The sequence below is a fragment of the Chryseobacterium sp. Tr-659 genome, assembly GCF_011752975.1.
Lineage (GTDB): Bacteria > Bacteroidota > Bacteroidia > Flavobacteriales > Weeksellaceae > Chryseobacterium.
This window is the reverse complement of sequence record NZ_VWWP01000001.1, coordinates 838,979-854,612: the sequence shown is the minus strand read 5'-3', so window position 1 is coordinate 854,612 and position 15,634 is coordinate 838,979. Positions and strand designations below refer to the sequence as shown.

General features: G+C 34.8%; 18 protein-coding genes and 1 riboswitch. Of the genes, 8 read left to right on the top strand and 10 right to left on the bottom strand.

Annotated elements, in window-relative coordinates; all coding sequences use genetic code 11:
- Nucleotides 1-64: 64 nt before the first annotated feature.
- From F3J23_RS03745 to F3J23_RS03725, 5 genes are all read right to left on the bottom strand, one after another.
- The gene (locus F3J23_RS03745) at nucleotides 65-289 is read right to left on the bottom strand and encodes a microviridin/marinostatin family tricyclic proteinase inhibitor (RefSeq protein ID WP_167024258.1); all 225 of its coding nucleotides are present in this window, start codon (nucleotides 287-289) and stop codon (nucleotides 65-67) included.
- Between the two features lie 43 nt (nucleotides 290-332).
- A complete protein-coding gene (locus F3J23_RS03740; RefSeq protein ID WP_167024255.1) occupies nucleotides 333-578 on the bottom strand; it encodes a microviridin/marinostatin family tricyclic proteinase inhibitor in 246 nt (81 codons plus the stop codon).
- 116 nt (nucleotides 579-694) lie between these two features.
- Nucleotides 695-1,474: an alpha/beta fold hydrolase gene (locus tag F3J23_RS03735; RefSeq protein WP_167024250.1), complete on the bottom strand. Its 780-nt coding sequence runs from the start codon at nucleotides 1,472-1,474 to the stop codon at nucleotides 695-697.
- A 107-nt stretch (nucleotides 1,475-1,581) separates the two neighbouring features.
- On the bottom strand, nucleotides 1,582-2,301 hold the full coding sequence (locus F3J23_RS03730) for a pyridoxine 5'-phosphate synthase (protein WP_167024247.1): 720 nt from the start codon (nucleotides 2,299-2,301) through the stop codon (nucleotides 1,582-1,584).
- Nucleotides 2,302-2,480: 179 nt separating this feature from the next.
- Nucleotides 2,481-3,749 carry a mechanosensitive ion channel family protein gene (locus F3J23_RS03725; RefSeq protein WP_167024244.1) on the bottom strand — a complete coding sequence of 423 codons (1,269 nt, stop codon included), beginning with the start codon at nucleotides 3,747-3,749 and terminating at the stop codon, nucleotides 2,481-2,483.
- Nucleotides 3,750-4,020: 271 nt separating this feature from the next.
- Here F3J23_RS03725 and F3J23_RS03720 point away from each other — a divergent pair, with 271 nt between their 5' ends.
- The 3 genes from F3J23_RS03720 (at nucleotide 4,021) to F3J23_RS03710 (ending at nucleotide 6,291) form a co-directional block, all read left to right on the top strand.
- Nucleotides 4,021-5,205 (top strand): carboxypeptidase-like regulatory domain-containing protein, encoded by a 1,185-nt coding sequence (locus F3J23_RS03720; protein ID WP_228455255.1) that lies wholly within the window; start codon nucleotides 4,021-4,023, stop codon nucleotides 5,203-5,205.
- 77 nt (nucleotides 5,206-5,282) lie between these two features.
- On the top strand, nucleotides 5,283-5,774 hold the full coding sequence (locus F3J23_RS03715; RefSeq protein WP_167024241.1) for a DUF456 domain-containing protein: 492 nt from the start codon (nucleotides 5,283-5,285) through the stop codon (nucleotides 5,772-5,774).
- Between the two features lie 16 nt (nucleotides 5,775-5,790).
- Nucleotides 5,791-6,291, top strand: a complete 501-nt coding sequence (locus tag F3J23_RS03710) for a hypothetical protein (RefSeq protein ID WP_167024238.1) — start codon at nucleotides 5,791-5,793, stop codon at nucleotides 6,289-6,291.
- On the opposite strand, the gene F3J23_RS03705 is transcribed toward F3J23_RS03710, so the two are convergent.
- From F3J23_RS03705 to F3J23_RS03695, 3 genes are all read right to left on the bottom strand, one after another.
- On the bottom strand, nucleotides 6,278-6,919 hold the full coding sequence (locus F3J23_RS03705) for a uracil-DNA glycosylase (RefSeq protein ID WP_167024235.1): 642 nt from the start codon (nucleotides 6,917-6,919) through the stop codon (nucleotides 6,278-6,280). The two genes, F3J23_RS03710 and F3J23_RS03705, sit on opposite strands and share 14 nt — an antisense overlap.
- 79 nt (nucleotides 6,920-6,998) lie before the next feature.
- Nucleotides 6,999-7,505, bottom strand: coding sequence for a GNAT family N-acetyltransferase (locus F3J23_RS03700; RefSeq protein ID WP_167024232.1), 507 nt, complete (start codon nucleotides 7,503-7,505; stop codon nucleotides 6,999-7,001).
- Nucleotides 7,506-7,546: 41 nt separating this feature from the next.
- On the bottom strand, nucleotides 7,547-7,876 hold the full coding sequence (locus F3J23_RS03695; RefSeq protein ID WP_167024229.1) for a hypothetical protein: 330 nt from the start codon (nucleotides 7,874-7,876) through the stop codon (nucleotides 7,547-7,549).
- Nucleotides 7,877-8,095: 219 nt separating this feature from the next.
- Between F3J23_RS03695 and F3J23_RS03690 the strand changes: the two genes are divergently transcribed.
- From F3J23_RS03690 to F3J23_RS03675, 4 genes are all read left to right on the top strand, one after another.
- A complete protein-coding gene (locus tag F3J23_RS03690; RefSeq protein ID WP_167024226.1) occupies nucleotides 8,096-10,243 on the top strand; it encodes an endonuclease MutS2 in 2,148 nt (715 codons plus the stop codon).
- A gap of 167 nt (nucleotides 10,244-10,410) precedes the next feature.
- Nucleotides 10,411-11,208, top strand: a complete 798-nt coding sequence (locus F3J23_RS03685) for a hypothetical protein (protein ID WP_194303827.1) — start codon at nucleotides 10,411-10,413, stop codon at nucleotides 11,206-11,208.
- A gap of 33 nt (nucleotides 11,209-11,241) precedes the next feature.
- Nucleotides 11,242-11,422, top strand: a riboswitch (cobalamin riboswitch).
- Between the two features lie 115 nt (nucleotides 11,423-11,537).
- The gene (locus F3J23_RS03680; RefSeq protein ID WP_167024223.1) at nucleotides 11,538-11,921 is read left to right on the top strand and encodes an acyl-CoA thioesterase; all 384 of its coding nucleotides are present in this window, start codon (nucleotides 11,538-11,540) and stop codon (nucleotides 11,919-11,921) included.
- A 172-nt stretch (nucleotides 11,922-12,093) separates the two neighbouring features.
- Nucleotides 12,094-13,467, top strand: a complete 1,374-nt coding sequence (locus F3J23_RS03675) for a DUF4932 domain-containing protein (RefSeq protein WP_167024220.1) — start codon at nucleotides 12,094-12,096, stop codon at nucleotides 13,465-13,467.
- Nucleotides 13,468-13,535: 68 nt separating this feature from the next.
- On the opposite strand, the gene F3J23_RS03670 is transcribed toward F3J23_RS03675, so the two are convergent.
- Nucleotides 13,536-14,126, bottom strand: a complete 591-nt coding sequence (locus F3J23_RS03670) for an HD domain-containing protein (protein ID WP_167024216.1) — start codon at nucleotides 14,124-14,126, stop codon at nucleotides 13,536-13,538.
- 8 nt (nucleotides 14,127-14,134) lie between these two features.
- Complete coding sequence (locus F3J23_RS03665; RefSeq protein ID WP_167024213.1) at nucleotides 14,135-14,815, bottom strand: XAC2610-related protein; 681 nt, start codon at nucleotides 14,813-14,815, stop codon at nucleotides 14,135-14,137.
- A 482-nt stretch (nucleotides 14,816-15,297) separates the two neighbouring features.
- Here F3J23_RS03665 and F3J23_RS03660 point away from each other — a divergent pair, with 482 nt between their 5' ends.
- A complete protein-coding gene (locus F3J23_RS03660; protein ID WP_142723195.1) occupies nucleotides 15,298-15,627 on the top strand; it encodes a PadR family transcriptional regulator in 330 nt (109 codons plus the stop codon).
- Nucleotides 15,628-15,634: the final 7 nt, after the last annotated feature.

Genomic DNA, 15,634 nt, shown 5'->3' with positions numbered 1-15,634 from the left:
TTAAAAAGGGAAACTTAATGTTTAAGTTTCCCACTACTATTATTTTTATGAATGTACTATCTTATTATAATGGAATAGTAATAACATCATCATCACCGTCAGACGGATATTTCAGCGTATGCATCATATCATCTTTCGGAGAAGTTACAACATCTATTGCTGGTTTTGTAATAAGATCTCTTTCAAGAAGTGTAATATCTGATCCTCCTTTTACTGTTTCAGGATCTTTTACCTGCTTTTCTAAGAATGAAGCGAAAAATGGCTTCTTTTTTGAGTTGTTGCTTTTCATAATATTAGGTTTTTGATTGGATTGAGTTTAAGTTTTATAATACTTATTCTACCTCTAAAACTTCCTCATCTCCGTCTGAAGGATACTTCATTGTTACATTGTCATTATCCGGCGTAGTAACACTATCTTCAAGAGCTGTAGTAGTAATATGATCTTTGATTACTGAGGTAATCTGGTCTGCAAGAGAAGTAGTAATTGCACGACCTCCTTTTACTGTTTCCAAATCTTTCACTTGTTTCTCTAAGAATGTTGCGAAAAATGGCTTTTTCTTTGAATTTTTGTTTTTCATAAGTTAATATTTTTATTTTTTTCGAAAAACCAAAGTACAAAAAAATTCAACTCATAGAGAAATATCAATAAACTTTAATAAAATTTTAACACAATATCAAAAATAAAAGAATAAAATTAATTTAATCCAAGAAACCCCTTAACAACATTTGCAAAATCGACCGGATTTTCAGCTTGAACCCAGTGGCCTGCATTTTTTACCGTTACTACATGGGCTTTAGGAAACTGCTGCTTAATTCCAAACTCATCCTGTGGCAGAATATAATTGGATTTTTCCCCTGCAATAAACAGAGTATCTCCTTCAAAAATTCCAAATTTAACGGCATTAGAGACAAATTCATTATATTTTTCAGACAAGGTTTTAAGGTTAAACCTCCAGTTGAGCTTCTTATTATCATCCCAATACAGGTTTTTCGTTAAAAATTGTATTGTAGATTTTTCAGGAATATATTGATTCAAAACAGCTTCCACCTCATTTCTTGATGCTACTGTATTAAAATCAACACTTTCCAATGCTTTAATAATTCCCTGATGATGCGGCGGATATGCTTTTGGCGAAATATCCACGACAATCAGCTTTTCAACTCTTTCAGGATATTTGATGGCAAACTGCATCACAGCTTTCCCACCCAGAGAATGTCCTAAAACATGTGCTTTCCGGATTCCGTAATGATCCATATAGCGGGCAATATCGTCTGCAAGATCATCATGAGACATACTGTCTGAATGAAAGCTTCTTCCGTGATTTCTAAGATCAATCAAATGAGTAGGAAGATATTCTCCCAGATCTTTCCCGAAGCTTCCCCAGTTATCAAGCATTCCGAACAATCCGTGAAATACCAAAAGCGGCGTTGTTGTTAAATTTTCGCCGAATATTTTTGAGTTTAAAATTTCCATTTTTTTATAGAAGTTAGAGGTGAGAAATTAGAAGTCAGATACCATGAGTGATCAGAAATAAAGTTTTACTCATTTCTGACATTCAGCTTCTAACTTCTCTTCATTGATTACCATTTTGCCAATCTCTTCAAATAAGCCTGAACTGTATTTTCCAATCCCATATATAACGCTTCAGAGATCAAAGCATGGCCTATGGATACTTCCAACAGGTTGGGAATGGTATCTGCGAAATATTTAAGATTTTCCAGGCTTAAATCGTGTCCGGCATTGATTCCTAATCCATAATCAGTAGCAGCCAAGGCAGTATCGTAGTAAGGCTTTATTGCCTGTTCTTTATTGATCAGATAGTTCTTTGCGTAAGCTTCAGTATAAAGTTCAATTCTGTCTGTTCCTGTTTTCGCAGCATATTCTACCAGCTCAGGCATAGGATCAAGGAAAATTGAAGTACGGATTCCTGCATTTTTAAATTCTGCAACAATTTCTGTAAGATAATCCAGATGTTTTTTAGTATCCCATCCTGCGTTTGAAGTAACAGCATCATCTGCATCCGGTACTAATGTTACCTGCTCAGGCTTTACTTCCAACACCATATCAATAAAATTTTGATGAGGGTTTCCTTCAATATTAAACTCTGTGGTAACCAAAGGCTTCAGATCATAGACATCTTTTCTTGTGATGTGTCTTTCATCCGGTCTGGGATGGATCGTAATCCCTTGTCCTCCGAATTCCTGAATTTTTACAGCGGCTTCTGTAACACTGGGTGTTTCACCTCCTCTTGCATTTCTTAACGTCGCAATTTTATTAATGTTTACGCTTAGTTTTGTCATTTTTATTTTAGATGTTAGATATGAGAAGTTAGGAATTAGATAACAAAATTGCTATTATCATTTCACCAGTACTCTTCTCTATACCACTATTAAATTTTATACTTATTATATGTTATATGATCTGGATATAAGTTGTAAGGAAGCTTAGCCTCTAACTTCTAATATCTAGTTTTTAGCTTCTATACTTTAACGCTTACCTGCATTACCTGAAGTTCAAATTCCTTGGAAGCAACGAGTAGATGGTCGAAAATATCTGCCTGAATCTGTTCAAAACGTTCCCAATTGGAATCATTGGCAAAACAGTAAATTTCAAGCGGAAGCCCTTGTGGCGTTATATCCAGCTGGCGTACCATTCTTGTTCCGTTTTTATCAATATCCGGATCATTTTCAATATATTTCTGTGCATAATATCTGAAAACGCCGATATTGGTAAGCTGCCTTCCGTTCACAATTTTATCGTTATGTTCAAGGCTTTCTTTCTCTTTTTTAATTTCAGAAACTCTTTCTTCAAGGTATTCAGAAATTAAATTAATATCCTTTAAACGTTCTACATCCTCATCTGTAAGAAATTTAAACGAATTGATATTGAAATAGATCGATTTCTTAATCCTTCTGGTATTGGATTCAGACATGACCTGCATATTTTTAATCTCCGTCGTCATCAGATCGTATGTAGGAATTGTAGAAACTGTTTTATCGAAATTGGTGATTTTTGTTGTTAAAAGATTGATCTCCGTAATATTTCCTTCAATGCTGTATTTAGGAATACCCACCCAGTCTCCTACTTTAAGATTTTTAGAAGTAGCCACGTGAAGACCTGTCACAAACCCTAAAATCGTATCTCTGAAAACAAGTACCAACACCGCAGTTATAGCCCCAAGGCTACCAACAATAGTAGTTCCTTTTATCCCGAAGATCACACAAATCCCTACAACTGTGAATACAAAGAGTCCTAAAATTTTTACGGTTTCAGAAATGGCGTTAAGAGCCATAATTTTATAGAAGTCCTGTTTTATGCTGAAATAATTTCTGAAAGCAGACAGCGATCTGTACAGCATTCCAGCCAGTATCAATACCAATCCCAGATTCACGCATCTGATAATAAATATTGTTGTTTTAGGTAATGCATTTTCAGGAAATATGGAACCTTGAATTGAGCCCACAACAATCAGTGCTGCAAAATGAGCTACAGAATTGGTAATTCTGGATTGATAAACAGATTTGAGTATAGGAAATTTTTCTTCATTATGAAATAACCTGAAAACAGAGTTAATAATAAATTTGAAAACAAAATCTGTAATCAGAAATAACACAAGAAGCAAACTGAGCTTTACAATGATATGAAAAACCCAATCCAGGCCGGCTGGTGAGATCCGGGTAATATAAATATAGAGCTGTTCACTCAGCTCCTGTATAAAGTTTTTAGTTTCTTGTAACTGGTCATTCATTACAGCAAATTTATGAAATTAAGAATCATGATTTTACTATTCATAATCAATTTTCATCCCAAAAAGAATTTATAGAAAAATATCTCATAAAAATATTTTGTTAAAAAATAATACATCAACAAATCTTTCATAAACCTCAATAATAAATAAAAAATCAAAAACAAATTAATCAAATAAATAATTTATTTTAAAAATAATTACACTTTTTTCATTTTTATATTAAATAATTATTAAATTTGGTTAAAACTAAAACCATAAAAATCAATTAAATATGAGACAAAATTACTTGTTTATCATGTTATGCACCCTTGTGCTGTTAGTAAACTGTAAAGGAGGTGACGATTCTATCACTCCTGAAGACTCCAAAACGGTATCAACCGGAAAAATAGAAGGCAAAGTATTTGCTAAAAACGGAACCAAACCCATTGGTGGCGCCATTGTATTTACTATTGATAATAAAAATCAGGTGTATCATACTTACTCCGATGCCGATGGTACTTTCAGTCTGACTGCCCCTGAAGGGAATACTACCCTCCATATTCAAACAGGTAATGGTCTTAATTTCAGAACCGAAGTTCCCGTTACCGTTAAAAAGAATGAAACAACCAGTGTTGACGGTAAAGATTCAAAACTGAATCAGATTGCAAAAATAGCCTATGTAAAAGGAAGCTACGACGAAATAGAAGATATCATTACTAATCTTGGTTATACAGCAACAGAAATATCCTATCACGATTTAAAAAATTTAAACACCATTTCTCAGTATGATATTATCTTCCTGAATTGTGGTTCGCGTAATTTCACACAAACAGGAACCAATACTCCGGGGAATGACCTCAGTGTTTTCAGTAATCTTTCTACTTTTATAACGAACGGCGGAAGCATTTACAGCTCAGACTGGGCTGCTGCATATCTGGTAGGCGGAGATAAAAATGTTCTATCGTGCGGCCTTTCCACAGGATTTATAGATTTCACTAAGATTTGCTTTAACAATGGTGGAAATGCAGGCATCTACAATAATTGTAATGTTTCCAATACTGCGATGGCTGCTTCCATAGGATTTAGCACATTAGATATTCAATATGATCAGTCATTGTGGGAAAAAATACAATATTACGATTCTTCATTCTGGGAGGTATTGGTACAAAAGGGTAATGAGGCTCTGATGATAAGAACCAATAAGTATACGAACAATAGCGCTCCTAAAATCCCTGTAGGAACATCCTTAAACAACAACCATATGACGATTTGCCATCATACGGCAAATGGTAACACCATCACCATTACAATTAATCAAAATGCGTGGAATGCTCACCAGGCACACGGTGATTATGCAGGATCATGTACAGGAACTACCAGCAGCGGGAATATCTATTACACTACATTCCATAACCATGCAAGCGGAAATATCGGGAAAACAGGGCCGATTCTTGAATATGTAATCTTAAACTTGTAATAAAATTGTTAAACTTGAATCCGAAGGTGGCCTTTTATAAGGCCACTTTTTTTATATTGCATCTATATTTATAAAGAATGGATACAACAATTATTAATATTTTCTGTCTTATTCTACTGTTTGTGGGTATATTGGGAACATTTCTCCCTGTTTTACCCGGGTTATTGCTGAGCATCTGCGGGCTTCTGATCTATAAATTCGGGACGGATGCAGATTTGCCCATGATCTATATATGGGCTTTTGGGATTCTTACTTTAGCTTCCGTAATCTTAAGCTATGTAATCCCGGCAAAAACCAACAGAAAATATGGAGGTACACGCTGGGGAAGCATTGGTTCTGTTATTGGAACGATTGTTGGGATATTCATTCCTATTCCATTAGGCTTCCTGATAGGAATGTTTGCCGGTGTATTTATCGGTGAGCTGCTTCATGACAGTAAGGACATGAACAAAGCCCTGCAATCTACCAAAGGTGCTCTTATCGGATTTATTTATGGAACCGGATTTAGTTTTGTTGTAGGTGTGGCAATGTTTTTGGTAGTACTTCTTAATATGCTCAGTATTATTTAACTAAAAAGTAAAAACTATGTTCCATAAAGTCATCATACTCAGTCTTGGAATATTCGCATTAACGGGATGCGATGCCCAAAAGAAGGTTAAAAACACAACAAAAACCTCTGAAGGATCAGCTAATACCATGAATTCAAATACTCAGAAAGATCCAATCGTATATTTCAATGAAGGTGAAAATAAATTCCTGAAGGAATACCAGATGAATATAACCTTCAAAGGAGTTTCTGAAGACAGCCGTTGTCCTGAAGGAGTCAATTGTATCTGGGCCGGCGTTGCCGTTGCACAGGTTGAAGTTATGGGAACAACCAGCAGACCTACTATTCTAAATCTTGCCACTATGGATCATCCGGGAAGGAATTATCATCAGTCTGCAGATTTTAACGGCTATACTATTACGCTGCAAGATGTTGCTCCCTATCCGAAATCTCAGGACGGAGCCAAAGCCCTAGCTGGAAAATATAAAATAGGAATTACTATTAAAAAGGCAAACCCATCGGGCTCTACCACGAAATAGGCTTTTTCCCTTTAGAAATAAGATATTCATTAATTTTTGAAAACGGTTTGCTGCCAAAAAAACCTCTGTAAACAGAAAATGGTGAAGGGTGTGCAGATTTCAGAATAAAATGCTTAGCCGGATCAATAAGTTCGGCTTTTTTTTGTGCAAAAGCACCCCATAAAACAAATACTACATTTTCTTTTTTGTCTGAAATTTCTTTAATAATAAAATTTGTAAATTTCTCCCAGCCAAGATCTTTGTGAGAATTGGGTGAATGAGCACGAACCGTTAATGTAGCATTCAATAGCAAAACACCTTGCCTTCCCCAGTCATCAAGCTCTTTGGAAGTTCTTACAATACCAAGGTCATCTTTCAGTTCGATAAAAATATTCTTAAGTGAAGGCGGTGCGGCAACCTGCTCAGAAACCGAGAAGCATAAACCGTTTGCCTGATAATCATTATGATAAGGATCCTGACCAATAATAACAACTTCCACATCATCAAAAGCGGTAAGTTCCAATGCTCTGAAAATCTGATTTTTCGGAGGAAAAACTTTTGTTGTTGCGTATTCATTCTTTACTTTATCCCAAAGTGTTTTAAAGTATTCTGTACTTTTTATCGGTGCTAAAATTTCTGTCCAGGTCATACTGCAAAAATAACAATATTAAAATAAGACTCTAAATTATCCTTTAAATATCTTTATTTTCTTCACAATACCTATCCCTTTAAAGATTCTTTAAACTAAAAATAATATTATCCGAATTCCCATCGTCTTTTCTTCCTTCTTCTAAAACAAAAGCATTTTTCGTGAGTAAGGCCTGAGAAGCACTATTATGTTTGCTTGTAAATGCCAGAATTTCTTCCAGTTGTAAGCTTTTCATGCCATAATCTAAAACAGATTTCAAAGCTTCAGACATGATTCCCTGTTGGTGATAGTCAGGCAGCAGTTCATAACCTACTTCTGCTATTTTTCTATCTTCTGAAAAATTCCACAAACAAATTGTCCCGATAAGACGGACTTGATTTTTGTATGAAATACCCCAGAACACAATCTCCTTATTCCGGGTTCTCTTTTTTATGTTCAAAATAAATTCCAGCGCATCATAATTCGTTTTTGGAGAATTTCTTTTTACATATTTATTAATCATTTCATTGCTACGGATTCGAAGTATATCTTCCGCGTGGGTTTCATTAATTTCCTGTAAAATTAACCGTTGGGTTTCTAGTTTCATTTGATAGGTCTTATTAGACAAGCCGATTTTATTATTTTTTTCTACAACTCTCGTAGTGCCAAGGCTTCAGGATATTCATCTTCGTTTATTTTATGATTCATGAATAAGTAGACACCATATCTTACATAGTAGTTTTTCTCATATACTACAATAGATTCATCTGTATTATTATTTTTTCTGCGGCTGTTTTTATCAGCATTATCAGCACCTGTCGTTTTCTTTTTGCCTGTATGATAATGATGCTTTTTATTCTTTGTTTTTTTATTTCTCGCAGGATAGGACTTCATTGAAGCTTTTTCAATTTCACTTTTTTGAACCTGGGCATAGGCTCCTCCTGAAACAAACAGAAGAAATAATAGGAAGTTTTTCATGGTTACGTTTAAATAAAGCAATAAATATAAGCTATAACCTCTATTTTTCTCCAAAAAAATTCTCCCATTTAAAAAAAATCATACTTCATGCATACAAAACGTAGAAAAAACTGTTATTTCCGGATCTGGATGCAGCATTTCCCCACATTTTATACTCCAATTCATCCTGTAAATCTCTCAGATATACGTAATAATCAAAATTCTCACTAAATTTGCACTGTGTATATAGATAAAGAAGATTTAGACGAATTAGAGTTTCCGCAATTACTCGCGGAAATCTCCCCATTTGCGTATTCTCCGAAAACAAGAGAAAAAATTCTTCAACTTCGTCCGATGGAAATAGACGAGGCGGAACTTTCTTTAAAAAAAACCTCAGAATATCTGTCGAGTTTTGAAAGTTCAAATGCGATTCCGTTTGATGAATATGAAGATATTGAGAGTGAACTGAAACTGATGCTGATTGAAAATTATCGTCTGGAAAACAGTGCTTTCATCAAAATAAAAACCCTCACGGAACAGATCGGAAGGTTACAGAAGTTCTTCCCTACCATGCCGGAAACATTTCCAACTTTACTAGAAGAGGTTTCTGTACTGGAATTCAAGAAAGAAATCATTGAGAAGGTAGATAAGGTTTTCAACAGATTTGGTGAAGTAAAAAGTGAAGCATCTCCGGCTTTAAAAGGCATAAGAACCGAAATTCAGCATGCTAAAAAAGCCATTCAGGAAAATTTCAACCGTGCTCTTACTACGTATGGACAAAGTGATTTTTTGGATGATATAAGGGAAACTATTATTGACGACCAAAGGGTTTTGGCGGTAAAATCAGGATTTAAGAAAAGAGTTCCGGGAAGAACCCTGGGAATTTCAAAAACAGGTTCTATCACCTATATCCAGCCAGACAGTGTTGTAAAGCATTACTTTAAGCTTCGTGAAAATGAGGAAGAGGAGAAAAAAGAAATTGATAAGGTCTTAAGAAAACTTACCGCAGAGCTTGCGGAATTTCAGCCTCAGCTTTGGAGGTATCAGGTCTATATTTTTGATCTTGACCTGGTAAGAGCTAAAGCTAAGTTTGCAGAACTCATCAATGGTGTGCTCCCTAAGATCAACCACCATAAGACATTAAGATTAAAGGATGCCTTTCACCCTTTGCTATGGTTAAGAAACAAGGTAGAGAACAAAACGATTCACCCACAGACTCTGACTTTAACGGAACATAACAGAATTATCTGCATCTCCGGACCTAATGCCGGTGGAAAATCGATTACTCTAAAAACTGTAGGATTGCTGCAACTCATGATTCAGAGCGGCATTCTGGTTCCTGTTCATCCTAAGTCTGAAATGTTTTTCTTTGAGAAGATTATGACTGATATCGGTGATAATCAATCCATTGAAAATCACCTTTCGACCTATTCATCACGATTGAAAAAAATGTCCGGAATTATCCGTGAAGCAGATTCAGATACGCTTTTACTGATTGATGAGTTTGGAACGGGATCTGATCCGGAATTAGGCGGTGCCCTTGCAGAAAGCTTTATGGAGTTTTTCTATGACAAGAAAAGTTTTGCGATCATTACCACACACTATACCAATATTAAGCTTGTGATAGAACAGCTTCCTAATGCTCAGAACGCGGCCATGCTTTTCAACGAAGAAACGCTGGAACCGATGTACAAGCTTGAAGTAGGCCAGGCAGGAAGTTCATTTACATTTGAAGTAGCTGAGAAGAACAAAATTCCAAGGTTTATCATTCATTCTGCCAAGAAAAAGGTGGAACATGACATTGTGAATCTTGATAAAACGATTGTAAAACTTCAGCAGGAAAAATTTGAGGTTGAAAAACTGAAATCTGATCTTGCGGAAAGAAAAGAATCTGTAGAAGATAAGCGGGATAATCTTCAGAAACTGAATGAACAGCTTCAGCAGAAGCTATTCAATTTCCAGAAGCTGTATGAAGAGGAACACCGTAAGCTTCAGTTCGGGAATAAGATTGAGACTTTCATTGACAGCTATACGAAGGGAAAATCCAGAAAAGATGTAGTGAAGGATTTTGTGAAGCTTCTGGAACAGGAAAAGTTCAGAAAGCTGGGTGCTGACAAAGATGAGTCCAAGCGTCTTCAGGTTGTAAAGAGAAAAATCACACAACAGCTTAAAAAGGAAGATGTGATTGAGAAAATTGCTGAAACCAATGAAAAACTGGAAGAAAAACGTAAAAGCGACCGCGCCGTATGGATGAAAATAGGCCAGCGTGTAAGGATTACCGGAAGTACCAGCGTAGGAACGATTGAGAAAATTTCCAGAAATAAAGTGATTGTTAATTACGGAACCTTCAAAACAACAATTGATGCGGATGAATTAGAGAGAATCTAATCAAATTGTCATGTATTAATTTTGAGAATCGGAAAATTAATCGAATACAATAATGGAAGAGAGTGTCTAAGGATGCTCTCTTTTCTTTTGTAAATTCCATAATTTTTCTATTTTACTGATTCAAAAAGTATTTAATTTATATATTTGGGAATTAAAAAAATTTCATAATGACTTTCATAAACAAAGCATTGTACCTGTCTGCTTTCAGTATTTTTTCTTTAGCCTTCGTTAAAGGTCAGAATAAAGTTCCTTTTGGTGTTGTAAAAGCAGAAGAAGGATATGCCAATGTACGGGTTCATAAGGATAATTACAGAAAGATTGTAGATAAAATCCGTATGCGTAAAGGGGATGTATTTGTTTATGTAAAGCCAGCTCCCGGGGAAACGGAATGGACCTGGATCAAATATCCGGAAAAACAGGATGAAGATAAACCTTTTGTACGTTATGAAACTCTTGACAAGGAAGGAATGGTAAATAAAGAACGTATTGCTTATATTGATCAGCTTCCTGCCTATACTCCATCTAAATCCAAAAACGGGAGATCGCTTATTTTCACAGATAATTCTGATCCGAAAGTTCCTACTGCCCAAAGAAGTAAAGTAGTTATTGACATTTATCCTTCCAATGCCGGCTATCGTAAAAAGGAAAAAGATGCGGAAGGAAAATTGCTTACTATTGATAAAGTAAAACCATGGGGAATTGGGAATGATCTTCCTGAAGGGATGACCGAAATTAAATCCATTAGAGTCCAGCAGCCCGGAAGAGGTTCTGTATTTGTAAGGGAAGCGATCAAAAATATGTTCCAGCCTACAATGGATTTTGAGAATGTAGGAGTAACTTCTCTTGACAATGATAACATTTTCCTTTATATGATCAATGGTTCCGGGGAAAACAGATATACTACACTATGGACCATCAAGAAGGGAAGAGTGATCAGCCAGATTATTTACCATAATCCGGAATAAATTCATTATTTTTGCACCCGAAAAGTTTAACGCTTATTCATCACAGAAATTGGTTCTGCATCACTGCAGATTAAAAGGGAACCGTGTGAGAATCACGGACTGTCGCGCAACTGTAAGTAACTGAAATCTTTATCAAAGATCCACTGTGCGAGGCATGGGAAGGAGATAATAGAGGTTACAAGTCAGGAGACCTGCCTTTTTCTTAAACAAAAAACTTTCGCGATCTGAAGTTTTATTGATCTGATGGATTGTTTCAGGGATTTCCAGAATTCCTGTTATTATTCTGTTGTTTTGATACTATTTCATTTCGCTTTAATTAATAATGAAATATGACTACAGAAGAAAGAATTGAAGCATCCGAAACCAGAATCTTTAAAGCGGTTTTTCCTAACACAACCAATCATTATGATACCCTTTTTGGAGGTACGGCCATGCAGCTGATGGACGAAGTAGCTTTTATCACAGCAACACGTTTTGCAAGAAAAAGAGTGGTAACTGTAAGCAGTGACAAGATTGATTTTAAAAAACCTATTCCTGCCGGAACCATTGTTGAATTGATCGGAAGAGTTTCCTATGTGGGGAAAACCAGTATGAAAGTGAATGTTGAGATCTACACCGAACAAATGTACTCTTATGAAAGAGAAAAAGCCATTATAGGTGATTTTACTTTTGTAGCAATTGATGAATTCAAGAAACCAATCCAAATACTATAATAATAAGTTTCGGGCGGCCTTTGGCCGCCCGAAACATTTCCATCAAAAACATCGTATAACATCTTTGATTAGTTGGATTTCATAGTCTTTTTTATTTAATTTTAGCCGGAAAGAAAAATAATAGAATTTAATTTCATTTTTTACCACTAAAACTATAGAAGACCAGTATTCCATGAAAAAGATTATTTTAATCATTACACTTATCCTTTCTATTACAGGAGCAGCACAAAAAAATATTAAAATCGAACTTTCAGAAAGTTACGAATTGGGAAATATTATTTTAGCACTCACAGAATACGGAAGAACAGATCCTTATGATGTTCAGAAAACACCTCCTTATTATAATGAGATCATCAATTATTTTGAGCCTGTAAAAGACCATCCCTTATTAAAAAAAGTAAATTATTCGAGAAAAGACTGGAAAAAATTTTTAGGTTTCCGGACTGATTTTTATGCTTTTTCATTTGACGAACAAGGATTACTCAAAAGAGATTTCCCTTTCAATTCTTTCGGTCCTAAAGAAGTTGATGAAAATCTTGAACTGATCAATGACTTTGTAAATAAATCGAATTACAGAAACTTTTATAAAAATCATCAGCAGTTTTATAATACCATAATCTCCAATTATAAAGAGTATTATTACATCAATGACACCTACGCTTTTCTGGATAAAATAGCACAAAGACCTAGCAATGAAGGAAACAAAAATTATGTTATAGCCATTTCTCCTTTGGTAGGCGGACAAAATTGCCATAGAGATATTAACAGCTCATTAACTGTTGACTTTCCTAACATCGGAGATGATCTTATTCTTGGAAATTTAAAGGGTAATCTTGCAAGAAGAATCCTCGATAACCATACTGTATTTTCGGAGATTGATCATGGCTATGTAAATCCAATTTCAGATCGATATTCAAAGGAGATAGCTGAAAGTTTCAACTTGGAAAATTGGGACAAAAAATCAGGATATCCGGGTATCAATTCATTTAACGAATATATGACATGGGCTGTATACGACTTATTCATCAAAGAAAAATTCCCAAATGAAAAAACAGACAGCCTTTCTGCAATCTATCACAAAGTAAATATCCGACGAGGATTTATTGCACAGAATTTATTTTCAGAAAAACTTATAGAACTTTACAAAAAGAATAAAAGTCTGGACAAATTATACACTCCATTATTACAATGGACCAAAAAAGCAGGAAAAAACATTTCTCAGCCATCTGTTGTTAATGCCAACAATAAAGAATTTAAGAAAATTGATCTTAACAATATGGTGGTACAGTTTACAGAGCCTATGAAAAAGACAACAACCCTTCAACTGAAATTATTCGAATATATAGACGGAAAGGAAGCTGGCAATACAGTTATTATTGTGAAAAATCCGATATGGTCTAAAGATGGGAAACAGGTAAAGTTTAAACTGGAAACTGCTTATAAGAATTTTGAAATGAGATTTTATATATGGAACAGTATGGCTGGATTTTATTCGCAGCAGGGAATTTTATTAAATCCTGACAACTACTTGCTACTGGCATCATAAAGATCTATTATAACCTACAAAAAAGACACTGCTCAGCTATTGAACAGTGTCTTTTATTTTTTTGGAGATTATTTCAAAACTTTTTCTGTTTCCAGACTTCTGCTGAGCAATAATTCAAAGGCCTCTCCCATTTCATCAGATGCTCTGGTAATTGCATTTTCAAGCATATTTCTGATTTGTTTCTCGGTAACGCCTGCTTCTGTCCAGCTTTTCCCTGAAGTATGCGAATTTAAAATGAAAGGCATAATTCGGTCTATAGCACAGGCAAAAATAGCATCTGGTGTTTTCTCTTCCTCAAACTCCAGCCACAGATTAAAAAACTCTGTACGCAACGGTTCATCCAGAATTCCGAAGATTTTCTGAGCAGAAACTTTTTCTCTTTCAAACTTTCCTACCATCGCTTTCTCATCAAAAAGAAAAGTATCTCCAGCCTCAATCTCTACCAGATCATGGATAGAAAGCATTCTTATGACTCTCAACAAGTCAATATCCGCACGATTTTTTGCATATGGATAAAGGATCTGTGCCAGAATGATAATCTGCCATGAATGTTCTGCCGTATTCTCCCTTCTGGAATCATCTGCATTATAATTTCTTCTCTGTACGTTTTTCAAAGCATCCACTGCTAAGATAAAATCAATCTCTTTCTGAATTTTCATCTTACTTTTTATTTTCTATTATATTGATCTGCCGGATACACCTTGGTTTTGGTAATCCATTTATTGTTGATCTTTTCTTTGGTTATTATTTTTACCTGATCTTCATTAGACATGTCTTCTTCTTTTTCAAATACCATATCTAATCCTTTGTTTGGAATTACGGCATATTCCATAGTGAAAATTCTGCAGCAACCTGATTTTCCATTGGCGATCAACCGTTTACGTTTGGCATCAACATCAAAAAGATCAAAGGAACTGGAAGCAAGATCGGTAAGCTCTTTACTCTTCATAAAGCTCATTCTGGTACTATTGAATACATATACATCATATGAAGCCGCACCATAGTTTCCCATATTTCCATTTCTTATGGCTACATCTTCCGTACCATCAAAATTAAAATCATTTATCATCACAGGGCTTTCTTCATTCTTCAACTGCATCATTTTCCCCGGAGTCGGCTTCTGTCCTTGTTTTAAATTCACAACAAGATCATCGGAAACAAAAGTCTGCACCTTACTGTTTCTGTTATCAAATAATTCTACGGTTCCTTTTCCGCCGCATTGTCCGTTATAACAATTTTCCACCTGGATAATCGCATTATAAGTCTTTGATGCCTCTTTTACTTCAAATTGATATTGTCCGAAACATAAAGGACCTAGTACAACAAGAGCTGATAAACCCTTGTACATGTTTAAAATTTTCATAGTAATAATAAAGATAGATTGAGTGTTTTTTATTTCTAACAAAAATACGAATCGTAACACCGATCTCAAAATTCTTGATGAAAACAGTAAGTACCATTTTATCTAATAAGAATAAGCTTTAGCAAAACTTATTTTCTAAAACACAAATGCCGCAAATAAAATTCACCAATATGATATTATGGAAAATAAACACATATAACAAATGATCTCGCAATATTCCAACATTTTTCATCAAAAATTAGCTCCAAAATATAAAAAATTGCTGAATTTTCATTTTCATCAAAATCTTGATTAAAATTTATATTACTGATTTTCAAACAATTAAATCATTCATTTTAAAAATTTCACTACTTTGTATTGCATAATACCATTTTATTTACATATCTTTGTAATGTAAAATTAGAATAGGCTCAACTAGCTAGGGGCAATTTTCTAATAATATAACTAATTAACAAAACTTATCAAAGATGAATACTGAAAATACCAAAGCGCAAATGCGAAAAGGAATTCTGGAATTCTGTATTTTAAGTCTCATCAATCATCGCGAAATGTATGTTTCCGACTTAATAGATGAACTGAAAAAAGGAAAACTGGATGTAGTAGAAGGTACCCTCTACCCTCTTCTCACAAGACTTAAAAACGGAGAATTTCTCTCTTACAGATGGGAAGAATCTACTGGAGGACCGCCCAGAAAATATTATCAGATCACAGAAAAAGGCAAACTTTTCCTGGATGAACTTCAAAATACATGGAATGAACTGACAGCTTCAGTTAACCAAATCACCCAACAAAATTAAAAAACAA